The following is a 23,956-nucleotide window of genomic DNA, read 5'->3' as shown; positions in this document are numbered from 1 at the left end:
GCGGTGCTTCGCGCCGCCTTTTTGGTTTATACGCTAAGTTTTGGTTTGGGCAACTAGATAAATGCGATCGCTGAGTTGCCTTAATAATTGAGCAATGTCGCCATCGGTGGACTGCAACTGTGCCACCTTTTCGCAGCTATACATGACGGTGGTGTGATCCTTACCGCCTACGGCTTCGCCAATTTTGGGCAGACTCAAATTCGTATGCTGACGCATGAGGTACATCACATATTGGCGAGCTTGGCTAATTTCCCGCCGCCGTGAATTGCCCAATAGATCCGCTAGATCGATATTTAAAACTTCTGTAACTACTCGCAAAACCATCTCGGCGGAAACTTCTACAGGCTCCTTTGGCGGGTTAAGAACGGGCGCAACGTTTTCCACCGTCATCGGCAAGCCCGAAATCGAGATATAGGCAACAGTTCGCACCAATGCCCCCTCTAGCTCACGGATATTAGAGGTATAACTAGCAGCGATGTAATGCAGCACATCGGTAGGAATTTTGAGATGATCGTATTCAGCTTTCTTTTGCAAAATCGCCAAGCGCGTTTCCAGGTCTGGCACTTGAATATCGGCGATCAAACCCATCGAAAACCTTGAACATAGCCGTTCCTGCAATCTAGGAATCTGGGCAGGGGGGCGATCGCTTGCCAAGACGATTTGTTTACCCGCCTCATAGAGCGTATTAAAAGTATGGAAAAATTCCTCTTGGGTATATTCCTTACCCTCAATGAACTGAATATCATCCACAATGAGCATATCGATCTCGCGGTACTGCTCCCGAAAGCGCTGCATACTATCCTTGCGAATGGCGGCGATCAGGTCATTGGTAAACTGCTCTGTTGATACATAGGCAATCCGCGCCTTGGGTTCAATTTCTAGGCGATAATGGGCGATCGCCTGCATTAAATGCGTTTTGCCTAAGCCAACACCACCGCACAAAAACAAAGGATTAAACTCACGCCCAGGCGCTTCGGACACCGCCAACGCGGCCGCGTGCGCCATGCGATTGGTGGAGCCAACCACAAAGCGGTTGAAATTATACTTGGGATTGAGGTTGCTAGTACGGGGAGCATGGCTATGACTCTCTGTGCTATTGCCTTGACCATTTTGGGGGATCGCCGCCACCATTGCTTGCACGGCTTCAGCAGCGATCGCTGTTTCTAGCATCCCATCCTGACCCATGCCCGCACCATTACGGGAGCCATTCTTTTGATCGCTTTCGCCATGCTGAGGTATTGTTAGGGGCGTTTTCGGAGACATTTCCGCGTTAGATTCTTTGAGGCGATTAGCCGATGGGCGATCGCCCGCAGCCACAGCGCCATCAAAATCAAGATTTAGCTCAATTTGGGCGGCGGCTGCCTCAATCTGAATTTCTACGGCATAGCCAAGGATTTCGGTGACAGCATCGGTAATATTTTGGAAATAGTACTTATGTAGCCAATTTTTGGCAAAACCTGAAGGCGTGCGGATCGTCAAACGATCTTCGGTCAAATTGACCGCCACCACCGTCTTGATCCAACCTTCGTAGGTTGGACGGCTAAGCTGACTTTCTAGTAGCTCAAGGACTTGGTTCCAGAGGGTTTCTAAGGAAATATCAACTGACATCGTTGGTGGTGATCACGGGCTAAAGGCGGATTACGATCTTATCGCGGACAATAAATTTTTGGAGAATAATCTGTTAATTAATTAACAACCTAAAAAAATGAATAATTGGCACTATCACCCAGATCAATCCCTAGATCACTCTCTGGAGGCTAATTTAGAGGCGCAATCAAGACCGCGCATAGCCATCACTATAGGCGATCCCGCAGGCATTGGTATGGAAATCATTCTTAAATCCCTTGCCGATCGCCGCATCATGAGCCTAGACGCAGAGTTCACGGTTTTTGGCAGTTTCGATCATCTCCACAATGCTGCTCAAGATTTGGCGCAAAAGCTACCATCTCAATCTATTTCTGACCTTGAATCCTTAGCAATATGCGATATTTCTACTTCTAACGAGATTATGGTTGGGCTGGGCAATCAGGCAAGTGGGGCAGCTAGCTTTGCCTACCTAGAGGCAGCGATCGCGGCGACCCTTGCGGGAGAATTTGCGGCGATCGTCACCGCCCCCATCGCCAAGTCTGCTTGGAAACAAGCGGGACATGACTATGCAGGACAAACAGAATTACTCGCCGATCGCAGTCAGGTTGATGACTTCGGGATGCTCTTCGTGGGTAAATCTCCCCATAGCGATTGGGTATTGCGTACCCTGCTGGCAACGGTGCATATCCCCCTTAGTCAAGTTACGCAGACCCTTAGCCCTGCCCTAATTGAACAGAAATTAGAACTACTCAGGCGATCGCTATTACAGGACTTTGCGATCGCCAATCCGCGCATTGCCCTATCGGGGATCAATCCCCATAGCGGCGAACAGGGGCAACTCGGCAATGAAGAACAGGATTGGTTAATACCCCTAATTCAGCGCTATCGCCAACAGCACCCTGATGTCACCCTCAGCGATCCCATCCCTCCCGATACGATGTGGGTCAATCCTGCTAAGGCATGGCAAGATCGTGATCGTCTGTCATTGGGGCATGATGCTTATCTAGCGATGTACCATGATCAGGGCTTGATCCCCGTCAAATTGCTGGCTTTTGATCGCGCCGTCAATACCACCATCGGCTTACCCTTTGTCCGCACCTCCCCCGATCATGGCACTGCTTTTAACATTGCAGGACAGGCGATCGCCGATCCCTCCAGCATGATCGAGGCGATTGTCCTTGCGGTTGAGTTGGCACAAGCTAGAGCAACCAACAAAACGCGGTAAAATTGCCGAACTTATCAAAAACAGACTCAAGGCAAATGGTACAGAAAATCGCATTTCTAGGTTTAGGGGTAATGGGTAGCGCAATGGCGGCGAATTTAGTCAAACGCGGACATTCCGTAATTGGTTGGAATCGCACCAAAAATCGCCCCACGATCGTCCTATTTAGCAGTGCAGGGGGCGTACTTGCCGACTCCTTAGAAGCCGCAGTTAGTGAAGCCGATATCGTATTTTCCTGTTTGGGCGATGTGCCTGATGTCACTGAGGTCTTGATCGGCGAAAAGAGCGCTATGAGCTTTGCCAAGGCCAATACCCTATTTATTGATACCAGTACCATCGGCAGTGATGCCGCCAAATATATCGGTAAAGCCTTGATGAATGATGGCTTGCGGTTCCTAGATGCACCCATATCGGGGGGCGATGTTGGGGCAAGAAATGGCACGTTAACCTTTATGGTTGGTGGTGAATTGGCGGATATGCAGGAATGTTTGCCCTTATTTGAGGCGATGGGCAGTAACATCAAGCATTGTGGGGCGATCGGCAGTGGTCAAGCGGTGAAGCTCTGCAATCAATCCCTTGTTTCTATCTATATGCTTGCCCTCTGCGAAACCATGCAGATCGCCGCCAAAATGGGGATCGATCCGCAGCTAGTGGTTGATGTATGTGGCAGTGGTGCGGCTGGCTCTTGGGCGCTGACCAATTTGGGTATGAAGGTGGCAAAGGGTGATTATGCACCAGGCTTCGCGATTAAGCATATGCTCAAGGATCTGCGACTTGTGCAGGAAATCAGCCAAGAGCTTAATCAAGATCCCGATCAAGATTCTGGAGATTTACCAGCGATCGCCTTGGCAATACAGAATTTCTTCAAGGTAAGTCAATTAGATGACGGTTTGGGTGCAGAACAAGGCACACAGGCAATGATTCGTGCCTATCGGCATTAACACTGATCCCCCCTAGCCTCCCTTACGAAAGCTACGGTGTTACACACAAGTCTCTCTAGCTACGTTTGCAATAGCAAATAACTTGTGTGTACAGGGCGACTTACGAAAGGGGGGAAAGATTTCAAAGTCTCCCTTTGCAAGGGGGATTGAGGGGGATCAAAACTTTTCAAATAGACTCTAATTCCTAAAAATTGTTAAAAATCTAGCAAACACAAGCAAGTATGCTTTGATACAATGCACAACTAATCCCATAAAGCCGCCTCCGCTCCAGAAAAAATGCAACTGGCAAAAAGACTTAGTAATATTCTGCCTTCCTTAACCCTAGCGATCGACGCAAAGGCAAAAGCAATGAAGGCTAGTGGTATAGATATTTGTAGTTTTAGTGCTGGTGAGCCAGACTTTGACACCCCTGACCATATCAAAGCCGCCGCCAAAACTGCCCTCGACCAAGGTAAAACCCGTTATACCGCCGCCGCAGGTATTCCTGAACTCAAACAAGCGATCGCTGACAAGCTCCTGCGCGATAACCAACTCACCTACAAGCCCGAACAGATCATCGTCACCAATGGCGGTAAACATTCCCTGTATAACTTGATGATGGCGATCCTTGATCCTGGGGATGAAGTAATTATTCCTGTACCATTCTGGGTCAGCTATCCCGAAATGGCAAAACTAGCCGCAGCCACGCCCGTATTTGTCATCACCACCGAAGAAAGCGGCTACAAAATTACCCCCGAACAATTAGAAGCCACGATTACACCCCAAACCAAGCTATTTGTACTTAATTCCCCTTCTAATCCCACAGGCATGGTGTACAGCCCTACGGAAATCAAAGCTTTAGCCGATGTGCTGGAGCGTCACCCCCATGTCTATATCGTCTCCGATGAGATTTACGAAAAAATTCTGTACGATGGCGCAGATCATCTCAGCATTGCCGCCGTCAGCCCCGCCATGTACGATCGCACCCTAATCAGCAGTGGTTTTGCCAAAGCTTACTCGATGACAGGCTGGCGCGTGGGTTACTTAGCAGGTGATCCTACGATCATCAAAGCCGCCACCATGATCCAAGGTCATAGCACTTCCAATATCTGTACCTTTGCCCAGCATGGAGCCGTCACCGCCCTCAATGATTCTCAAGAATGTGTGGAGACAATGCGCTTAGCCTTTGCCGAACGCCGCGATGTCATGTATGACTTGCTCACAGCGATGGATGGCATCACCTGCCCCAAGCCCGATGGTGCATTTTATCTATTCCCCAGCATCAAATCCTTCAATATGTCTTCCCTAGAGTTTTGTGAAAAGCTTTTAGAAGAAATGCAGGTGGCAGTAATCCCTGGAATTGCCTTTGGCTTAGATAATTGCATTCGTCTATCCTATGCCACTGACCTCGATACCATCCGCAAAGGCTGCGATCGCATCCATAGGTTTGTCGATAAGCTGCATAACCGCTAATTTCAATTCACGGAAGTGTTGTCACGCTTTCGTGAATTAAAATGGTATTTCATAAGTAGGGGCTAGAACGAACTACAAGAGAAATTTTGAAAGCGTTGCTTTGCAACCTTTTCAAAATTTCTTTTGGTTTGGGTTTGAGCGCAAAGCGTTGTAAGCCGCGATCGCGAAATTTCTTAACTTTAGCTATTTGTTTCTCTCTTTGAGAATCTGGCTTTTCTAATGGAACTTGATTGGGTTTGGGTGATAGGCGATCACGAAAGGTGTAGCACTTAATGCTAATTGAATTGAAGTCGTGCTAAAATGTGAAAATAATGACAATGGTGGGTTATGTCAAATCTTGAATTACTGACTCAAGTTGAGCAATTGTCGCGTACCGAAAAGTTTCAGATGGTACAGTTTTTAATGTCAGAATTAGCCAAGGAAGAAGGGCTAAAGCCATTAGATAATGTTGCAGCTTATCGGCTGTGGTCGCCCTATGACTATGGTGATGCTGCTCAGAAATTGATGAGTTTGTTAGAGCCTGAAGAAGAAAGAAAAAGGGCGCAAACAAATGTCAATTCCTAAGCGATTTCCTTTTATTGAGCGAAGAAATTCAAAGGGTGAAACGAATGTCTTTCCTTGCGTGCCTATTGCTTTGAGTTATGGCGATCGCACTTTGGAAGTTTTTGGATTATTTAGATACGGGAGCGAGCCTAAATGTTATGCCCTATGCTCTTGGCTTAGAATTAGGGGCTGTCTGGGAAGATCAAAAGCTCTCTCAATTCCCCTATCAGGTAATCTTGCGCCAGTGGAAGCAAAGGGGTTAGCTGTGATAGCGCAAATTGATGACTTTCCACCAGTTATTTTGGCTTTTGCTTGGGCTAAATCTAACGATCCACCACTTATTTTAGGTCAGCTAAACTTTTTTATTGAGTTTGATGTGTGCTTTTACCGTTCGCAGTTGGCTTTTGATATATTTCCTAGGCGATCGCGCAATGTGTAACGCATGATGCTAATTGGTTTAAGAACTAAGCCGATTCTTCTAAATTTATAGCTGTAATTGACTCTAAAGGAATCTCTAAAAGTTCGGCAATTTCTTCATCATTTAAACCGCGATCGCGCAGTTTATTGATTTTCGCTATTTGCTTTTCTTGCAGAGTGTCAGTTTTTTCTAATGGAACTTGATTGGGTTTAGGTGATAGGCGATCGCTATTAAAATTCACGCAATTATTGATATGTCCAAAGTTTCCGACATTCCCATCCCCAACATTAACAGTTACATTACTTCTCTGTCTCTCTAAAACAGATTTAAGGTTCCCTTTCTTAACTGGTTCTTCAAAAATCTCTGAAAGTATTTGTAGAAGCTCATAACCAGTATCTTTAACATGACCTTCGCTTTTCTCAAAAGATTCCGCAATATCCACATATTTCCGATGATTCAGCGCTCCCTCAATCACCTGACGCTGCAAATCATTAAGTCTTTTCCCCGTCTTCGCAAACATACTCTCATCAACAAATTTCAACAATTCTTTAACATCCATACTTACAAAGCCATAAATCCACAAACCCGATTATAACCGTCTTTTCCTGTCTTTTTCCGTATTTAGCTAAATTTAATCTTGTAGTGATTGTAAAATGGTTAAGTTAGAAGCGATTGCTCACTCAAACAACTTAAAGCAAGCGGTAATTAAGTCATGACTGTAAAAGAGTTGCTCATTGATGAACTTAATCGGATGTCTGAATCTGAGCTAGAAAAGACCTTGAAGCTATTGCAAGTATTTGGCTTGACCCACCATACGCCATCTACAACTAAAAAATATCCCCTGCGCGGCTTACCAATCGAATACATCGATCCTATGGAACCTGTAGCAATGTCCGATTGGGAAGTCATAGTATGATTATTTTAGACACACATATCTGGATTTGGTGGGTACATGGCGATCCAAGACTTAGCCAAACTGCCAAAATAGCCATTGAAGACCACGAGTCTTTAACTATTGGCATTAGCGTCATTTCCTGTTGGGAAATTGCAAAATTAGTCGAATACAATCGCTTGACGCTTCCTTGTGAAATTTCAGAGTGGTTTGAAAAAGCTTTGTCCTACCCAGCCGTACAATTACTAGACCTAACCCCTCAAATTGCCATTGCATCCACTCAGTTGGTAAATTTCCATCGTGATCCTGCTGATCAAATTATCATAGCGACAGCTAAAGTTTACAACTGCCCTTTAGTAACTATGGATACAAAAATTTTAGGCTATGCAGATATAGCAACAATTCCATGATTCAGGTTTTATTCACTGATCAGCTCGCTGTCTAGCTAACTCATATCGCTCCGACTATAACCGTATTTTTTGCCTTTTTCCGACTTAAATTAAATTTTCGCTCATATGGGTAAGCAGGTGAAGCCAATTAAACGATCTGGCTTAAACCGTTGCGGCGACAAAGTGTGACTTTTTAATAAAGTAGGTCTTTCACCCAAATTCCTATATGAGCGTAAATTTTTAGCATTCCGTCTTTTTCCGCTTTTAAATCTCAATAAATTCATTTAATATACTTTATACAAACAAATAAAAAATACACAGACTTAAACAGTGAAAAAAATTATAGGCTACATCTTTTTACTCACTAACTTATCTTTTTCGTTGCCAATTGAGACCAATGCCCAAAACAATGTATGTCCTAAGATTGACTTTGTTACAGCTAAAGTTGATTCATTTCATCAAGAACGTAATATGTGTTACTACATAAACATTCTTGATGTACAAAAAATAAGCAATTTAGATAATCGAGAGTTCCGAGTACCTATTTATGGTGAATCTCTTGACAGAATTCGTGCTGAATACAATGTCTATCAAGTTAATTGTAATCAAAACGAGTACCGACTTATTAAGTCTACGATTTGGCAACGTGGGCAAGTAATACAAAATATAGAAAAAGTAAGTAGCAGTTTTACCCGACCATCTACATCACTTTTTCAAAATGCACTTTATTACACATGTACACTCATGAGATAACTTAACCTAAAGCGTTATGAACTTAGACGATATATATGAATATATTAACGGAGATTTCTCAGACCGTAATGATGATGAGAGAAAAAAGATTTGTTCTCAGATTAGGGTAGTAGCTGGTGCTGCTGGTGCAACCCTAGCATTAGCTCCTGTTCCATTTGCTGATATTGTTACAATTACGCCCGTTCAGTATCTTATGGTTAGAGCTATTGGAAATGTTTATGGCTACAAAATTAGCGAAAAATCTGTAGGTGAAATCGTAGCAGTAATAGGCGGTGGTATTATTGGACAGCAGACAATTCTAGCTTTATTCAAAATTGGTTTGCCAGGAGCAGGAGGATTAGTCGGCTCTAGTTTTGTTTATGGCTGGACATACGGTATGGGGAAAGCAGCAGAACTTTATTTTTCCAGTGGAATGACTGCAACAAAAGAAGACTTAAGAAAAGCTAGAGAAAGCGGAGTCAAGGAAGGAGAGAAGTCTTATCAAGAAAATGATTCTACAAGTACAGACCTAAAAAAGAAAATCAGATTCTTTGAAGCGAAGGGATTTAACGAAGAAGAAATTATTTTTTCTATTTGGAATATTACTCCTAGTCATACTGATTACATCTTTCGTAGGGATGAGTACAGAAAATTCAAAAAATAAACTCTTATATTTCAACATTATAAAAGCTCCAAAATCAAGAATTTGTTTGGTGTTAGGCACATTTAACATTTAAAATATATGAAAATACATAAAAAACTGTCTTTTTTTTCTTTGCTTTCTAGCTTTTTCTTGCTTGTAGATAATTCTTTTGCTGAATCACCTTTACTAATCTATGGTTCTTTAGAAAATGGAAGGCGAGGTATTGTTTTTCTTGGATGTATTAATTGCAACAAATTTGATGATAACTCTTTGTCTAATAGATTCGGTGACTTTGGAAGCCGATTTTCTGATACAAGTATATATAACAGATTTGGAAACTGGGGAAGTAAGTTTTCAGATGTTAGTGCCTGCAACCCTAGGGCAACAAATCCTCCAATTATTGTTGATGAAGAAGGTAACTTCCAAGGTTATCTTACTTTAAATAGGCGTATTAGTGGAATAGTTATTGATCCAAGAATTATAGGTGCTTGTCAGTAACCGCCGATCTTGTAGGGTGCGTTAATGAAATGTAACGCACCTTATTTTTCTGAATAAAATTGAATGAGTTACCGAATAGTAAATTTGATGATGAGGGGGCAATTTAGATTTAGATTGATAACTTAGCAACCCTCTTACTCGACAACCCCTATGCCCTTGATCGCATCCGCCAAAAGCGGACTAACCATTCGCCTAACTGAAGAAAGATGGCAACACATAACCGAAGGGCATCCCGAACTTCTGCACCTTCAGCCCGAAATCATCCAAACCATAGAAAATCCTGATAGAATTTTAGAAGGCAATGATGGTGAGCTTTTAGCGATCAAGTTGCTAAGTGATAATAAGCATTTGGTTACAATTTATAAAGAAGCACAAGAAGACGGGTTTGTCATCACCGCCTATATTACTAAACGTATCAATTCTCTCAACAAACGTAAAGAAGTATGGTCACAACCCCTTTAACTCCCCTCAAAATTCCTAGCTATCTTAACTTAGCTAATGCAATTAAAACTCTACCCAAGAAGAATACTTGGACATTTTATGATGTCGAAGCTGATGTGTTATACATCAATTTTCATCAACCCGCCCTTGCTGCCGATGATAGTGAACTCACCGATGAAAATATTTTAATCCGCTATCAAAATGATGAAATTATTGGTCTGACTATTTTAAATGTTAATAATCGACTTTAAAAAAGAATCTAACTAACTATAAATGCGATCGCCGATCTTGTAGGGTGCGTTAATGAAATGTAACGCACCTTATTTAATGCTAATTACTTGTGCGTTACGCTCTGCTAACTCACGCTACTAGATAAAATCTGTGCGACCTTCGCCAATCATGTACGGTGTATTAATGAAATAGAATGTACCCAATAGTTGACGATAACTAGTTGTTTTGGCGCATGGTAAACTTATTGATGATAGGGTGACTAGATATTGACGGTCAAATTGATATCAGCTAATGTTTAGCTATAAACCTATATCCTCAAATGCCAACATTATTAAGAGTCGGTGCTTACCGCTTTTTCTGCTATGCAGGCGATCGCGATGAACCACCGCACATACATATTGAGCGAGATCAAGACCAAGCTAAATTTTGGCTTACCCCAATCCGCCTACAGAAAAACAAAGGATTTAGCCGCACAGAAATTAATCATATTCAAAAACTAATTCAAGAACATCAAGAGCAACTGCTGGCAGGATGGAATGACTTCTTTAACGATTGAACTCCTTGAAATACCAACAATTCAAGACGTAACCATCACAGACGATACTTTATCAGTCGATCTATCAGATGGACGGACAATTTCTGTTCCACTGGCATGGTATCCAAGACTGCTTAATGCTTCCCAAGAAGAACGTAATGACTGGCGTACTATTAGTCAAGGTGAAGGAATTCACTGGGAGCAACTAGATGAAGATATCAGCACTAAAAATTTGATTTTAGGTCAACCTTCGGGAGAGAGTCAAAAGTCATTTCAAAAATGGCTAAATGCTCGCATTAATCCAGTCAGAAAGATATCTGTGATCAGCGCTTCTGTAGCTGACCTGATTGACCTTCAAAAGTCTAATAACATTACTGCTGAATGATTATAGTGCGATCGCCAATTCAGTAGGGTGCGTTAATACAATATAACGCACCTGACTTTTCTGAATAAAATTCGGTGCTTTGACAAAAAACACATAAAATATTCTCAGAGGTTTTAATATAGTAAATCAACCTATAGCCCCCGCTTTTACCCTTCTGAATATCGCTATTTTTGATGCGAACCTTAAATACTGTAAAGCCAGTACCTTGGATCTGATCGCCAACTAAGTCACCACTCTGAAGTTGATCTAAAACTGGTTGAATATCTAATTTAATCCTTTTATAGCGCTTTGCCAAACCTCGAACTTGACGCTTAAAAACATCTGTAAACTGAATCTTCAATTTATGATTATCGCTAGACATCAATCCCATCCCAAAGTTCAGAAATATCGTGAACTCTACCTGCTTTAGCATCTTCTAAGGAATGCCTCAGATCTTCTAAGATTTTCTCCTTGGAATCATCATAATCTTCTACTAATTCAACAACATCTGTATGTTTAGCTCTAATAAACAAAAGGAAGTCTAGAACTTCGCTTAAAAGAGCCTCTGAAGTCTGATCGATTTCTTGAATCAATGTCTGTTTAACATTTATCTTTGTAGAAGGTTCTGTAGCTAACATGGCTTAATCTTAGTTATAGTTGTAGGGTGTGTTAGCGTCAGCGTAACGCACGAATCTTGAACATTAGATAAGGTGCGTTACATTTCATTAACGCACCCTACAAGATCGGCGATCGCTCTGACAAGTCTGTAATTATTACCAATCCGCCCTCAATTGTATCTACTTGCAGTCGATACCCACGGAGCATACTCATCCCAATCAATGGATCTGTTTCTGCTGAATTTACTTCAATCTCTTTAGCTTTGCCATCCCAAATAGCTACTGCGTCATAGATATCAAACAAAACCTCACTACCGTCTCCTAATGTTCCGCGATCGCGATAACTCCATGGCAAACCCAGTTCAGTAATGATGTTGTTCGGGAGGCTTAGGAAACCAGTAAATCCTGTATCAATGACAGTGTTAATAGATTTTAGTTTGGCATTGTTACGAACGACTACAAGAATCGTGGCTTCACAATTCTTATTGACGTATCCTTGCATCATATCTTTTCTTTCAGGCTCCGCGCACCGAAACGATGAACTGCACGATAGCCGATTCGGATTACCCAAGTTTGGGAGTCGGGCAAACGTTCTCGAAGGCGGCGAGTGGCGGTCATTGTATCATTGGCTATCTCAAAATCTCCAGTCTCAATATCAATAGCAACTATTTTGCCGTGATTACCTGATTCGACCTGTGGACGTATCTGCGTTTGATAAATTAGATCGCCACGTTGGGCAAATTCTTCTTTGCTATAGCGGGGTTGACGCACTGCCATGATTATAAGTTTTCCTAGATCATTGCCTTGTCCAGTATTATAGCCGACTAGGAAATGTAGGGTGTGTTAGCGTCAGCGTAACGCACGCATTTTGACCATTAGATAAGGCGCGTTACATTTCATTAACGCACCCTATAAGATCGGCGATCGCATTTTTTAGACTAACTTTCGGTAGTCGGTTCCAACGCTGTGTTAGGCTGCGTTGTGAGGATGGGTGGCTGATTTTGCCGCGTCACTTTGATCAAAAATCTTAGGGCTTCATTAACTGCATCTGCACTAGAAAATATTTCTGCTACATCAGGATCTAGACGTACCATTGCAGTGCCAAAACTCTTTCGCCCTGAGCCTAGCCTTCTCACGCGCAATTTTTTTAGATCATATTCATCTAGAAGATCGTCTTCCATCTCTAACTCAACCTTCTTCATATGCTTCACGCTCCGATCTTGTGACTTCTCTTGTACTAATAATGCGAATTGAGTTTCTTCTCTCAGTATACGAAACAATCAGCAAACGTCCTTGACTAGATTCACCAACAATAAGGAATCGATCTTCTTTGTCCGAGTGGCGTGAATCGTAAAAGTCAACATAAAGGGGATCATCGAAGACGGTTTTTGCCTCATCGAAGGAAACTCCGTGCTTTGAAAAGTTACGATCCGCTTTGTTCTTATCCCACTCAAATTTCATGTAGCTATTGTATCAAATTTTGCTGTGATTCAGTTCCAATAAGTAGCCTTAAGAACTTATCCCGTTTAAGGTACAACAAATGTAGGGTGTGTTAGCGTCAGCGTAACGCACGAATTTTGACCATTAGATGAGGTGCGTTACATTTCATTAACGCACCCTACAAGATCGGCGTATATTAACTATGTCAGTTATCTTCAGACGCAAATGTCTAACTATCGAAGATCTCATGTATTGGGAGGTACTTTTTTCATTACTCAGGTTACTTATCAGCGTGAACCTTGGTTATGTTGTGATGTGGCTCGTAAAGCACTTAGGGAATCGATTGAAAAGGTGAGGGTGAAGTATCCTTTGACTATTGATGCTTTTGTTCTATTGCCCGATCATTTCCATTGTTTGTGGACTTTACCGCCTGATGATCGTGATTTATCAGTACGATTAAGATTAATCAAAACTTACGTCACAAAACATTATGGAAAGCTATTAGAAGTAAATCGTGATATTTCCCAGTCAAGAGAGAAGCGTGGGGAAAGCAATCTTTGGCAACGCCGATTTTGGGAACATTTAATTCGTGATGAGAAAGATTTTGCGATTCACTGCGATTATATTCATGATAATCCAGTGAGGCATGGTTTATGTGAGAATCCTCAAGATTGGCAATATTCGAGTATTCATCGGTTCATTACTCAAGGTGTCTATCCCAAGGATTGGGGTAGTGGTGAACGTATAGCCAAACCTCAAGGCTCTTGGGATGATTAATCATCGGAAATATAGAAATGTTGTAGGGTGTGTTAGCGTCAGCGTAACGCACGCATTTTGAATATCAGATGAGGTGCGTTACATTTCATTAACGCACCCTACAAGATCGGCGATCGTACTTGCAAGAAGGCGATCGCGCAAATCTTGAGAATTAAACCGTAGTTGATTCTCTTCTCGAATTCCTTTAGCTATGCGCTGACGTTGTTTTAGGTATTCTTCAACCTCTAGTTGATAGCTTAGATAAAAAGCAATAGTGCTATAAACATCTGATAGATTAAGTGATGAGTAGCGAGATACAATTTCTTCAGGTGACAATCCTTGCTTGTAATTTCCTACAACTGTATCAATGGTTACACGAGTGTTGCCAACCAAAATCACACCATCGGCATTAGTAGATAAGGGAACTGACACGGTACGAGAGGCAGTGAGCATAGCAGCAGTAAATTTTAAACATTAACTTTATTTTAACGCCCAAATGGGTTTTCAAGAAATCCATTAACAATTTGTCCTTCAATCTCTGAAAATCTTTCTATTGAGTTACCCATATCGCGGCGAAAACTGCTAACAATCTGGATAATGAAATGGCGTTTAGTTTTTGAATCTTCCATATGAAGAACTCGTCTACAAAAATTTGCGGTAGATCTTGCACGAAAATCAGATCCTGCATTGAATAGGCGAATATACTGATTAAAATCTTTGAATGTTTCTTTGAAATCGACTTCTTGAGATCGATACAATCCAGCCTCGTTGCTAAGGTAGCAAGTAAAACCAGTAATCCAATTGCTAACTGCCTTGACAGATAAAACTATTTCTGAGTTTTCAGAAATTTGTCGTAGAGCATGAGTCACAATATTTCCAGCGTCATCTGGCTCATACTTCACAATATCATTGGGCATCAGTTTTTTTGCTCCGTTACCTAGACTTGTAGCCTAACGGCTCCGTTCACCCGCCGCTAGTAACCTTTCGGATTTGACCGACTAAATTGATACGGTCGGCGTGCAACGGGATTGTTATACGGCATGGTCGCCAGAAGATGGATATATTTCTGAAGACAATAACTTATCTTTTAACTGCTGTAGTATTTCTGATTTATTTTCTTTTTGAATCTCCAACACTATGTCAATTTCTTGAACAACTTTGTCAGTCTCAAATTTCTTCAAGGATTCAACAGTAAGGCTATCAAAATTTTGATAGGAAAGGCTCAAATTTATTAAATCTCTTAACCTGCCAGCATGAATCAATATGCCAGCAGCAGCGGAGTACATCCACGCAGCCAGAGATGCAACATTTGAATACATCGCAATATCTCTTATGGCATCAATTGCCGTATCAATTGCCAACTTCTCCAAAGCTGAAATACAATAACTCACGCCTATTTCATCGCACTGACTATCCCATTCCCACATTTGATCAACAATCTTCTTTGCAACTTCAATCTTTAATGGAGTAATCAATTCTGAACCAAAATATTGCTCAATTGCAGATAGCGAGTCTGCACCTGAAGGAGCATAGTTTTCTGAGAACCGAATAACCAATTGCCTCAAATCAGTAAAAGGGAATTCTTTAACCTTAGTTAAGATATACTCTTGAACTAGAGGTAATAAACTAAATTGACCACCTTTCTTATTAATTAGCGATAAGCGTTCTAGGATCACTAACCCCTCATCTTGATCAAGCTCGGACAAATCAGCAACAGTTCCTACTTCTTGTCGGCTCATCGATCTTGGAGATAAAGCCAGACTAGCTAATATTTTATAAGCAGGTTTATCTTGAATGTGATGAACAGCGTTTTCAAAGCAGAAACGGGCTATATCGCCTTTTGCATCACCCAAGCGTTTTAATACCTGATCTACTCCAAAGCCGTGATAACTTATTTGAGCAATACTCCAAACTACAGCTAAGGGAACTCCTGCCGTCCTTTTATACAGAAGCTCAATTTGCGAATTATCTAATCGAACATTTTTCTTGTCGCATTCTTGCTGAATTAGTGAGAGTGCATCTTTTCGAGGCATTGCAGACAGTCGAATAGGATCTGCTACATCAATACGATGACGGGTAGTAACAATACATTTTGTGGGATTAGGAAGTTCTCGAACAAAAGCATTAACGCGATCATCATCAACTGTCTCAAGATTATCAATGATTAGAAGAGTTCTTCTTGCCCCCAATGCACGATTGATTAAAAAACCTTGTTCCTTAAAGTTATGGCGGCTAATTTCTTGTTCTCCTAAAACCACAGAAATCTGACTATAAATGTCATTAAGGGTGTTGGTTACCTGAAAACGCTTTTTGATCCCGTCAGCAGTTAAAATTGAATCTTTTGCTGAAATCCAAATAATTGACTGAAATCGCTCTTCTTCAGGAATAAAATTGTATTCGTTTAAGTATCGATGTGCTATTTCCAAAGCTAAAGCAGATTTACCGATCCCACCTATTCCATCAATAACAATTGTCCATATACGATCTCTGGGATTAAGCAAATTCCGAAGCTTCTCAAGCTCATCTTGTCTACCAATAAAGTTTACATAATCGGGTTGTGGTAAATTATGCACCATTCGTTGAGTTTGAATCCAAGTATCCTGATACCCTTTTCTTAAGTTATTTATCTCTGCTGGATCAGCCACACTAACGTCTTGCCCAACACGAATTAGAACAGTGCCCTTTTTAAATCTCATTCCTCTGGTGTTTAAATCACGATCGAGTTTGACAGCATCAACTGGAGGCGGAACTTCAATAATAAGCAGATGCTTACCTTCTACTTCGACAAAACTCAGATCGATGTCAGCAGGAGATGGGCTACAAGTTTCACGAAGTTTCCGAAGTGTTGTTTCACGTAGCTTTTGCAGATTAGACAACATTCCATTTCTAGCTACATTAGAGATTCCCCGTTGCTGTCCAATTCTGGGATCTTCATCAGATGCACCGATTATTAAATATCCAGTTTGACCTACAAAACCTGAATTTCCATTTGCAAGTGTAATTAAATCCTTTAGAAACTCTCCCCAGCCCTTATCGTCAAGCTGATCTGTATTGCAATACCATTGACTCTTAAATTCTAATTTGGGGTTCTCTGAATCTGCCAGTAGAGTCTTGAGTTGACTAATTTCCATCCTTTTTCCTCAGAGAACTGTCAATAATTTTACACATTTAGATTTACATTGCTGCCTTTTGGAAAAAGAGAATTTCAGATAGGGGATTTAATGCCGTATAACTACATATTATCTTGTAAATTACAGGATATATACTTGTATGACCCTAATATCTCACAACTTGCTAGATAAAGCAATTAAAAAGTGTAATATTCAGTTTTTTGCGGGGTAATATCCCTCTATGGAGTTTTATCGTGCAAAATGTTGAGTAACATACCCAAGCCTATACTAAAAAATCAGATATCTGTATTTACCCCAAATGGGCAGACTGAGCCACCGCCTCGCAAATTACTTGATCGCGTTAGGGATGCTATTCGAGTTAAGCATTACTCCTATCAAACTGAAAAGTCCTATGTGCAATGGGTTCGGCGATTTATTTTATTTCATAACAAGCGCCATCCTAGCGAAATGGGCGGCGATGAAGTTAATGCTTTTTTAACTTTTAGCAATCGATGAAAATGTGGCGGCATCAACACAAAATCAGGCTTTGAGCGCGATTTTGTTTTTGTATCAAGAGGTATTAGAGCTAGAGCTTAATCTTGATGCAGTGAGGGCAAAGCGTCCTCGCAACTTACCGACAGTCTTAACTGTTGCCTAAACTTTAGAAATCCTAAATAATCTTAGTAAAGCGTGAATTTTGAATATCAGATGAGGTGCGTTAATGAAATGTAACGCACCCTACAGGATCGGCGATCGCACTTAAAATTCGGCACTTTGAGGAAAGCGCGGAAACGGAATGACATCGCGGATATTGCCCATGCCTGTGATGAACTGCACCAGACGCTCAAAACCAAGTCCAAAGCCAGCATGGGGAACCGTACCATAGCGGCGTAGATCTAGATACCACCAGTAATCTTCAGGATTTAGCCCCACACTGCGGATTCGGGCTTCTAGCAGATCTAGACGCTCCTCACGCTGTGAACCACCAATAATTTCACCCACACCAGGGGCAAGGATATCCATCGCCCTTACCGTTTGTCGATCGCTGGCTGTATCATCATTCACCCGCATATAAAAAGCCTTGATCCCCAAGGGATAATCCATCACGATTACAGGCTTACGGAAATATTCTTCGGCTAGAAATCTTTCATGCTCCGATTGCAGATCCAGCCCCCATGAAACAGGGAACTCAAACTTTTTATCGCATTTCTCAAGGATGGCGATCGCCTCAGTATAAGAGATGCGTTCAAACTGCTCATCGATAATCTTCCGCGCATTGACCATCACCTGATCATTGACCCGTTCTTGGAAAAATTCCATATCTTCGGGGCAAGTTTTTAAAACATAATTGAAGATGTATTTAAGAAAATCTTCCGCTAGATCAGCATCGCCTTCGAGGTCACAAAAAGCCACCTCTGGCTCAATCATCCAAAACTCGGCAAGATGGCGGGAAGTATTGGAATTTTCAGCGCGAAAGGTGGGACCAAAGGTATAGACATTAGAAAAGGCAGTTGCCATAATTTCTGCCTCTAGCTGACCACTAACGGTCAAAAAAGCAGGCTTACCAAAAAAGTCTTGGCTGTAATCCACAGGTTTACCCGCCAACCCTAATTTTTGGAGATCGAGGGTCGTTACGCCAAACATCTCGCCTGCCCCCTCACAGTCACTAGCCGTGATGATTGGCGTATGTACCCACAAAAAGCCGCGCTCTTGAAAAAATTGATGCACGGCAAAAGCACAGGCATTGCGTACCCGAAAAACAGCCCCAAACATATTGGTACGAGGTCTTAAGTGGGCGATCGTGCGTAAAAACTCAATAGAGTGACGTTTCTTTTGTAAAGGATAGGTTTCAGGATCGGCAGTACCAAAAACCGTGATTTCCCTTGCTTGCATCTCCACCTTCTGCCCCTTGCCCGTAGATGCAACTAGCTTGCCAGTGGCTGCGATCGATACCCCCGTATTGATCTGTTTGATTAAAGCTTCATAGTCGTCAAGGGTGGGAGACAAAACTATCTGCAAACCCTGTAACGATGATCCATCATTGACTTCTAAAAATGCGATTTCCTTTCCTTCCCGTTTGGTGCGAACCCAACCCCGCACGGTGCAAAGATGATCGGGATTTTGATCAGGATCAATGGTTAAATCACCGCGTAACAAATCAATAATTCTTGTAGATGCCATATGCTAAAGATATTCGTGAGCAATCACTAACGATACTAATGATCGTATGCCATTTCTCTGATTAAGGGTAAGCGATCGCTGATGTAATGACTAAGATCATTCTGTTGATGCGGGTCGAGGCTAGAGCGTTGTTTCACTTGGTCGACCAACCAACTCATTAAGCAATCATCATCAAGGTTTAATAGCAGATTGGGCTGAGCTTGATTCACAGAATCCCAAAAAAGTCGCATTATAGCAGGTGTCATGGTTGTTTACCTTAACCTTAATATTTCCCTAACAATTTATAGGGTAATACATTTACTAGTTAGTATTGTCAAAATTCACACAAAATGCAATAAATGACACCTCCCATTGGTCTTATTGATAAATATCTATACAAAAAGTGGCATTAGTTAACTAACGGATATTGTGGTGGTGGGCAAAGCCCGCCACCACAATATTTAGTTTTAGAAAAAATCAAATTAGGTAAATATAACTATGGCTAGACAGGTAGAAATTTGGAACGATCGCTCAGAAATTGCGGCGAGAGCGCTGTTATTGACGCAAATTGCCTATGAGCAGGCGATCGCTAAGTCAGGCAGGTTTACAATCGTTGCCGCAGGGGGCAGCACACCCAAGGTGTTATACGAATTGTTTGCCACTAAAAATTGGGACTGGTCGAAGGTGCATATATTTTGGGGTGATGAGCGCTATGTGCCTGTGACCGACCCGCAGAGCAATGAAGGCATGACCCGCAAAGCTTGGCTCGATCATGTGGATATCCCTGCGGCAAATATTCATGGCATTCCCACCGATGCCGATGATCCTGCGATCGCCGCCGAAGAGTATGAGCAGCATATTCAAGAATTTTTTGCAGTAGCAGCAGGGGTATTCCCGCAGTTTGATTTGATTTTGCTGGGCATGGGTGATGATGGACATACGGCTTCGCTATTTCCCCATACTGCCGCGCTAAAGGTAAGCGATCGCCTAATTACTGTAGGCAGTAAGGATGGACAGCCCCGCATCACCATGACCGTGCCATTGATCAATCAAGCACAGGAAATTTTATTTATGGTCGAGGGGGCTGCCAAGGCCAAGGCTCTCCATGCCGTGCTTGCGCCCAAGGGTGATGTCAATCAATATCCATCGCGGTTGATCACAGGTAACACCATTTGGTTATGCGATCGCACCGCCATGAATCAAAAATAACCCCAAATTTATGATCAAAAACAAAGATCCTGAACTCTATGCCCGTTTGCGGCGTGAAGCTAAAACCCCCTATCGCAGTCTGAGACTGTTTATATACCTGTGTTTAGGGGGATCGGGCTTTATTGGTGCGGTCATATTTTTTGCCAAACTGATTGCAGGGAACGGCGAAATTGCTACTAATTTGCCCAATTTTGCCCTCCAACTTGGCGCGATCGCATTGATGGTATGGTTATATCGCATTGATCGCGGTTCCCAAAAATAAGTGCTTCTAGGTTTAGAATATTTATTTCAATATTGGGTTGCAAAATGCTTGATATGCAAAGTTGCAAAAATGCTATAGAGGAGCTGGTAATTGATGAGATCGAACTTCAGATTTCCCACTTGCCAGAATATCGCCGCAGTCAGATGAATTTAAGTGAGGTAGCAGCCTATGCCCTCAATCGGTTGCCGCCAATGTACGCCACATCTAAGGCGGGATGGCTCAGGCAGCGCAAAAAAGCGGCGATCGAAATGCGAATGCAGATTGAGTCAGCCGTGCGCCGTGCTTTGGTCGGGGTCAAACCTGACGCATTGCGTGATTCTAGCCCTCTGCCCTATCAAGAGGTCGCCAGCCATGCGCGATCGCTAGCGGCGTTGCAACAACTGCTTGGCGCAGAACATGCCTCATGGCAAGATATTCCCAATGCCCTAGAAAATGCCTTAACCACCGTCAAGCTCAAAGGCGCAGTTAGCAATACTTACAAGGTCGTAGGCAGCCCCAATGCTAGGCAAAAAGCTGGCAAGGAATCGTCTGAGCAGGGAAGATCAGAATCGGGACGCACTGAAATTTCGTGGAAAGGTCGATCTGTTAAATCTTCAGCCGCTCCAGATCTAGATCCCAAAAAGTCACAGGACTTTCATACTTACATGGTTGATGTTAACTATCAATTTAGTAATGTCCTCGAAAAGTTAGTTTTATCCCTTGCTTACCATCAAATCCAAAAACTACACCCAGCGATCGCGGATACTGTCGATCTTGGTGAGACTACCGCCTATGTCCTCAACCGACTCCCGCCGATGTATGCCACCACCGAAAAAGGCTATAAAGCTTTGCGGTTAAGGGCGCGTGAGGTCTATGGTAAGGAGGTCGTAGCTGTACTTAAGCAGGCGATCGCCGTATGTGTTGATTCCCCTAGCATCGAACGAGCGCCCTTACCCCTTGCCCGTTTTGAGGCAGAACTAGAAGATGCCCTAGATCAGGTTAATTGGATTTTGTACCGAGATGATATCAACTGGCGTAATGCGCCTTTTATCATCGAAGAATGTTTATTCAAAGCCGTAGATAGTGATTTGGTATGGCGCAAGCGTAGTGATCATAACTATCCCAATGTGCATCCTAATTAACAACAAGTAAATTAATGGCGTGGCCATTGATTTACTTGTTAGACTTACGCAAACCAGCCAGAAGTAGGGACAATTCATGAATTGCCCCTACGCTGCAATAACGGTTTCAAGTATTTTTGCGTAAGAGATTGTTGGAAAAGTCTGGACATTCGCTAAAAATACTGATTGATCCCCACTAGCTCCCCTTACGAAAGGGGGAAAGATTAAAAAAGCCCCCATTTTTAAGGGGGATTTAGGGGGATCAAAACTTTTCAATTCAAACAGGCTCTAAGTCCTGACTTGAATATCTTCATTGGATTCGGGTTTTAATTTCCAAAAGTGTAGTCACACCTTTGGAAATCGGTATAAGGCATTAATTTGAAAGCGTTGCGAAGCGCCGTTTTCAAAAATTTTTCTGAGTTTTAAGTCAGCGCCAATGGCTATGGAAATTTATTTGTTAGTGCAACAGAGTTTCTAGACTACAAAGTTTTTGGTCAAACTCAAGCATAATAGTTAAAGAAATAATAAGTTTTCCAAATAATTCGATACATCACCCATGTCCCTCCCCATTCGCAACGTCGCCATCATCGCCCACGTCGATCACGGCAAAACCACCCTAGTTGATGCACTCCTCAAACAGTCTGGCGCTTTCCGAGAAGGAGAGGCAATTATAGACTGTGTGATGGACTCCAACGATCTTGAGCGTGAACGGGGTATCACCATCCTTTCCAAAAATACTGCGGTCAAATACAAAAGTACCTTAATCAACATCGTTGATACCCCAGGACACGCTGACTTTGGCGGTGAAGTGGAACGGGTATTAGGAATGGTTGAAGGCTGTCTATTGATTGTCGATGCTAACGAAGGTCCCATGCCTCAAACCCGATTTGTATTGAAGAAAGCTTTAGAAAAGGGCTTGCGCCCCATTGTTGTCATCAATAAAATCGATCGCGAATTTGCCGATCCCCATGTTGCTGTTAGCAAAGTGCTAGACCTGTTCATCGAGCTTGGAGCAGATGATGATCAGTGCGACTTCCCTTACATTTTTGCCTCTGGCATGGCTGGCTTTGCTAAGGAAACCTTAGAAGAAGAAGGCATTGATATGAAGCCTTTGTTTGAGTCAATTCTTCACCATGTGTCTCCTCCCGTTGGCAACCCTGAGAAGCCCTTGCAACTGCAAGTAACCACCCTTGACTATTCTGAATATCTGGGACGCATTGTGATTGGCAAAATTCATAATGGGACGATTACCTCTGGTCAGCAAGCGGCTCTAATTGCCGAAGATGGCTCCATTACCAAGAGCAAAATCACTAAGCTTTTGGGCTTTGATGGCCTGAAGCGAGTGGAATTGCAAACCTCATCGGCGGGCAATATCGTGGCAGTATCAGGTTTTGCTAATGCCAATATCGGTGAAACGATTACCTGCCCCAATGAGCCTCTGGCTCTGCCCATGATCAAGGTTGATGAACCCACCCTACAGATGACCTTCTGCGTCAATGATTCGCCATTTGTGGGTCAAGAAGGCAAACTAGTAACCACCCGTCAAGTGCGCGATCGCCTCATGCGTGAGCTAGAAACCAACGTGGCGCTGCGTGTACAAGAAGATCCTGAATCGCCAGATCGCTTTGCGGTATCAGGGCGTGGTGAATTGCACCTTGGTATCTTGATCGAAACCATGCGTCGCGAAGGTTACGAATTTCAAGTTACCCAGCCACAGGTAATTTATCGTGAGATCAATGGTCAAAAGTGCGAACCCTATGAGTGCTTGGTCATTGATGTACCCGAAGATGCCGTTGGCGGCTGCATTGAGCGCCTCGGACAGCGCCGTGCCGAAATGGTAGATATGCAGGTGTCTGGTGGAGGGCGATCGCAGCTAGAGTTTACGGTTCCTGCCCGTGGACTGATTGGTTTCCGTGGTGACTTTATGCGTGCAACACGCGGTGCAGGGATCATGAACCATAGCTTCCTTGATTATCGACCTGTGGCGGGTGAAATTAGCGCCCGTCGTAATGGTGTTTTAATATCCTTTGAGGAAGGCGTTGCCACTGAATATTCCCTTAAGAATGCTGAAGATCGCGGTATCTTCTTCATTAAACCTGGCACAAAGGTTTACAAGGGTATGATTATCGGTGAAAACAATCGCCCCCAAGATTTGGAACTGAATGTATGCAAGAGTAAGCAGCTTACTAACATGAGAGCCGCAGGAGCCGATGACATTGTGCAGTTGCAAGCTCCTGTAGAAATGAGTCTCGAAAGGGCTTTGGAATACATTGGTTCTGATGAAATGCTAGAGGTGACACCTGAGTCAATTCGGCTTCGCAAGATGAACAAAAAGTTTGCCAAGCGCTAGCACATAGGGCTTACGCAAAAGACCTTGAAATTCTGATTCCTAGCGTAGGGGCAATTCATGAATT

28 protein-coding genes and 4 pseudogenes are annotated in these 23,956 nt (G+C 42.7%); 19 read left to right on the top strand and 13 right to left on the bottom strand.

The features are described 5' to 3' along the window. Positions 1-33: 33 nt before the first annotated feature. Positions 34-1,527, bottom strand: a pseudogene (gene dnaA, locus H6F44_RS02540) (chromosomal replication initiator protein DnaA); the annotation flags it as partial. Positions 1,528-1,705: 178 nt separating this feature from the next. Here dnaA and pdxA point away from each other — a divergent pair. The 5 genes and pseudogenes from pdxA (at position 1,706) to H6F44_RS23875 (ending at position 6,184) form a co-directional block, all read left to right on the top strand. Then, on the top strand, positions 1,706-2,812 hold the full coding sequence (gene pdxA, locus H6F44_RS02535; RefSeq protein WP_190349347.1) for a 4-hydroxythreonine-4-phosphate dehydrogenase PdxA: 1,107 nt from the start codon (positions 1,706-1,708) through the stop codon (positions 2,810-2,812). A 35-nt stretch (positions 2,813-2,847) separates the two neighbouring features. Beyond that, positions 2,848-3,750 (top strand): NAD(P)-dependent oxidoreductase, encoded by a 903-nt coding sequence (locus tag H6F44_RS02530; protein WP_190349346.1) that lies wholly within the window; start codon positions 2,848-2,850, stop codon positions 3,748-3,750. 276 nt (positions 3,751-4,026) lie between these two features. Further along, positions 4,027-5,202: a pyridoxal phosphate-dependent aminotransferase gene (locus H6F44_RS02525; RefSeq protein ID WP_190349345.1), complete on the top strand. Its 1,176-nt coding sequence runs from the start codon at positions 4,027-4,029 to the stop codon at positions 5,200-5,202. Between the two features lie 327 nt (positions 5,203-5,529). Continuing rightward, complete coding sequence (locus H6F44_RS02520; RefSeq protein ID WP_190349344.1) at positions 5,530-5,766, top strand: hypothetical protein; 237 nt, start codon at positions 5,530-5,532, stop codon at positions 5,764-5,766. Then, a pseudogene (locus tag H6F44_RS23875) lies at positions 5,753-6,184 on the top strand (retroviral-like aspartic protease). The gene H6F44_RS02520 and the pseudogene H6F44_RS23875 overlap by 14 nt, the downstream one beginning before the upstream one ends. A gap of 25 nt (positions 6,185-6,209) precedes the next feature. Here H6F44_RS23875 and H6F44_RS02510 read toward each other — a convergent pair. Beyond that, positions 6,210-6,722: a hypothetical protein gene (locus H6F44_RS02510; RefSeq protein ID WP_190349343.1), complete on the bottom strand. Its 513-nt coding sequence runs from the start codon at positions 6,720-6,722 to the stop codon at positions 6,210-6,212. A 153-nt stretch (positions 6,723-6,875) separates the two neighbouring features. Between H6F44_RS02510 and H6F44_RS02505 the strand changes: the two genes are divergently transcribed. From H6F44_RS02505 to H6F44_RS02470, 8 genes and pseudogenes are all read left to right on the top strand, one after another. Beyond that, complete coding sequence (locus H6F44_RS02505; protein ID WP_190349342.1) at positions 6,876-7,079, top strand: hypothetical protein; 204 nt, start codon at positions 6,876-6,878, stop codon at positions 7,077-7,079. Then, a complete protein-coding gene (locus H6F44_RS02500) occupies positions 7,076-7,465 on the top strand; it encodes a type II toxin-antitoxin system VapC family toxin (protein ID WP_190349341.1) in 390 nt (129 codons plus the stop codon). The genes H6F44_RS02505 and H6F44_RS02500 overlap by 4 nt, the downstream gene beginning before the upstream one ends. A gap of 748 nt (positions 7,466-8,213) precedes the next feature. After that, complete coding sequence (locus H6F44_RS02495) at positions 8,214-8,840, top strand: YcjF family protein (protein ID WP_190349340.1); 627 nt, start codon at positions 8,214-8,216, stop codon at positions 8,838-8,840. Positions 8,841-8,918: 78 nt separating this feature from the next. Continuing rightward, on the top strand, positions 8,919-9,317 hold the full coding sequence (locus H6F44_RS02490) for a hypothetical protein (protein WP_190349339.1): 399 nt from the start codon (positions 8,919-8,921) through the stop codon (positions 9,315-9,317). Positions 9,318-9,467: 150 nt separating this feature from the next. Further along, a complete protein-coding gene (locus H6F44_RS02485; protein WP_190349338.1) occupies positions 9,468-9,779 on the top strand; it encodes a PBECR2 nuclease fold domain-containing protein in 312 nt (103 codons plus the stop codon). Then, positions 9,761-10,009, top strand: a complete 249-nt coding sequence (locus tag H6F44_RS02480) for a DUF2283 domain-containing protein (protein ID WP_190349337.1) — start codon at positions 9,761-9,763, stop codon at positions 10,007-10,009. The genes H6F44_RS02485 and H6F44_RS02480 overlap by 19 nt, the downstream gene beginning before the upstream one ends. 299 nt (positions 10,010-10,308) lie before the next feature. Continuing rightward, a complete protein-coding gene (locus H6F44_RS02475) occupies positions 10,309-10,545 on the top strand; it encodes a DUF4160 domain-containing protein (protein WP_190349336.1) in 237 nt (78 codons plus the stop codon). Further along, positions 10,526-10,822, top strand: a pseudogene (locus H6F44_RS02470) (DUF2442 domain-containing protein); the annotation flags it as partial. The gene H6F44_RS02475 and the pseudogene H6F44_RS02470, both read left to right, overlap by 20 nt. A 106-nt stretch (positions 10,823-10,928) precedes the next feature. On the opposite strand, the gene H6F44_RS02465 reads toward H6F44_RS02470, so the two are convergent. The 6 genes from H6F44_RS02465 to H6F44_RS02440 all read right to left on the bottom strand — a co-directional run bounded on the left by H6F44_RS02465 (position 10,929) and on the right by H6F44_RS02440 (position 12,966). Beyond that, entirely contained in the window at positions 10,929-11,270 is a 342-nt protein-coding gene (locus H6F44_RS02465) for a type II toxin-antitoxin system RelE family toxin (protein WP_190349334.1), read from the bottom strand. Then, complete coding sequence (locus H6F44_RS02460) at positions 11,263-11,526, bottom strand: hypothetical protein (RefSeq protein WP_199301952.1); 264 nt, start codon at positions 11,524-11,526, stop codon at positions 11,263-11,265. The genes H6F44_RS02465 and H6F44_RS02460 overlap by 8 nt, the downstream gene beginning before the upstream one ends. 97 nt (positions 11,527-11,623) lie before the next feature. After that, complete coding sequence (locus tag H6F44_RS02455) at positions 11,624-12,010, bottom strand: clan AA aspartic protease (RefSeq protein ID WP_190349333.1); 387 nt, start codon at positions 12,008-12,010, stop codon at positions 11,624-11,626. Next, positions 12,007-12,282: a hypothetical protein gene (locus H6F44_RS02450; RefSeq protein ID WP_190349332.1), complete on the bottom strand. Its 276-nt coding sequence runs from the start codon at positions 12,280-12,282 to the stop codon at positions 12,007-12,009. The genes H6F44_RS02455 and H6F44_RS02450 overlap by 4 nt, the downstream gene beginning before the upstream one ends. A 161-nt stretch (positions 12,283-12,443) precedes the next feature. Next, entirely contained in the window at positions 12,444-12,707 is a 264-nt protein-coding gene (locus H6F44_RS02445) for a hypothetical protein (RefSeq protein ID WP_190349331.1), read from the bottom strand. Further along, positions 12,694-12,966 carry a BrnT family toxin gene (locus H6F44_RS02440; RefSeq protein WP_190349330.1) on the bottom strand — a complete coding sequence of 91 codons (273 nt, stop codon included), beginning with the start codon at positions 12,964-12,966 and terminating at the stop codon, positions 12,694-12,696. The genes H6F44_RS02445 and H6F44_RS02440 overlap by 14 nt, the downstream gene beginning before the upstream one ends. Before the next feature lie 204 nt (positions 12,967-13,170). On the opposite strand from H6F44_RS02440, the gene H6F44_RS02435 reads away from it, so the two are divergent. Then, a complete protein-coding gene (locus H6F44_RS02435; protein ID WP_190349329.1) occupies positions 13,171-13,722 on the top strand; it encodes an REP-associated tyrosine transposase in 552 nt (183 codons plus the stop codon). A 78-nt stretch (positions 13,723-13,800) separates the two neighbouring features. On the opposite strand, the gene H6F44_RS02430 is transcribed toward H6F44_RS02435, so the two are convergent. From H6F44_RS02430 to H6F44_RS02420, 3 genes are all read right to left on the bottom strand, one after another. Beyond that, a complete protein-coding gene (locus tag H6F44_RS02430; RefSeq protein WP_190349328.1) occupies positions 13,801-14,154 on the bottom strand; it encodes a DUF433 domain-containing protein in 354 nt (117 codons plus the stop codon). Between the two features lie 32 nt (positions 14,155-14,186). Further along, complete coding sequence (locus tag H6F44_RS02425; protein WP_190349327.1) at positions 14,187-14,618, bottom strand: hypothetical protein; 432 nt, start codon at positions 14,616-14,618, stop codon at positions 14,187-14,189. A gap of 114 nt (positions 14,619-14,732) precedes the next feature. Next, entirely contained in the window at positions 14,733-16,832 is a 2,100-nt protein-coding gene (locus tag H6F44_RS02420) for an ATP-binding protein (RefSeq protein ID WP_190349326.1), read from the bottom strand. 210 nt (positions 16,833-17,042) lie between these two features. Here H6F44_RS02420 and H6F44_RS23870 point away from each other — a divergent pair. Continuing rightward, positions 17,043-17,460 (top strand): annotated as a pseudogene (locus tag H6F44_RS23870) (phage integrase N-terminal SAM-like domain-containing protein); the annotation flags it as partial. A gap of 110 nt (positions 17,461-17,570) precedes the next feature. Here the strand turns inward: H6F44_RS23870 and asnS are convergent. Beyond that, positions 17,571-18,992 carry an asparagine--tRNA ligase gene (gene asnS, locus H6F44_RS02410; protein ID WP_190349325.1) on the bottom strand — a complete coding sequence of 474 codons (1,422 nt, stop codon included), beginning with the start codon at positions 18,990-18,992 and terminating at the stop codon, positions 17,571-17,573. Positions 18,993-19,027: 35 nt separating this feature from the next. Next, positions 19,028-19,237 (bottom strand): hypothetical protein, encoded by a 210-nt coding sequence (locus H6F44_RS02405; protein ID WP_190349324.1) that lies wholly within the window; start codon positions 19,235-19,237, stop codon positions 19,028-19,030. A gap of 232 nt (positions 19,238-19,469) precedes the next feature. On the opposite strand from H6F44_RS02405, the gene pgl reads away from it, so the two are divergent. The 4 genes from pgl to typA all read left to right on the top strand — a co-directional run bounded on the left by pgl (position 19,470) and on the right by typA (position 23,892). After that, positions 19,470-20,180: a 6-phosphogluconolactonase gene (gene pgl, locus H6F44_RS02400; RefSeq protein ID WP_190349323.1), complete on the top strand. Its 711-nt coding sequence runs from the start codon at positions 19,470-19,472 to the stop codon at positions 20,178-20,180. A gap of 10 nt (positions 20,181-20,190) precedes the next feature. After that, positions 20,191-20,442: a DUF3493 domain-containing protein gene (locus H6F44_RS02395; protein WP_190349322.1), complete on the top strand. Its 252-nt coding sequence runs from the start codon at positions 20,191-20,193 to the stop codon at positions 20,440-20,442. Between the two features lie 53 nt (positions 20,443-20,495). Then, positions 20,496-21,563 carry a late competence development ComFB family protein gene (locus H6F44_RS02390; RefSeq protein WP_190349321.1) on the top strand — a complete coding sequence of 356 codons (1,068 nt, stop codon included), beginning with the start codon at positions 20,496-20,498 and terminating at the stop codon, positions 21,561-21,563. A 535-nt stretch (positions 21,564-22,098) separates the two neighbouring features. Further along, positions 22,099-23,892, top strand: a complete 1,794-nt coding sequence (gene typA, locus H6F44_RS02385; protein ID WP_190349320.1) for a translational GTPase TypA — start codon at positions 22,099-22,101, stop codon at positions 23,890-23,892. Positions 23,893-23,956 lie beyond the last annotated feature (64 nt).

Origin of the sequence: Pseudanabaena cinerea FACHB-1277 (genome assembly GCF_014696345.1) — a bacterium.
In the GTDB taxonomy this organism is placed as follows: domain Bacteria; phylum Cyanobacteriota; class Cyanobacteriia; order Pseudanabaenales; family Pseudanabaenaceae; genus Pseudanabaena; species Pseudanabaena cinerea.
Note: the sequence above shows the minus strand (reverse complement) of the source record. Positions and strands in the feature narration are given on the sequence as shown.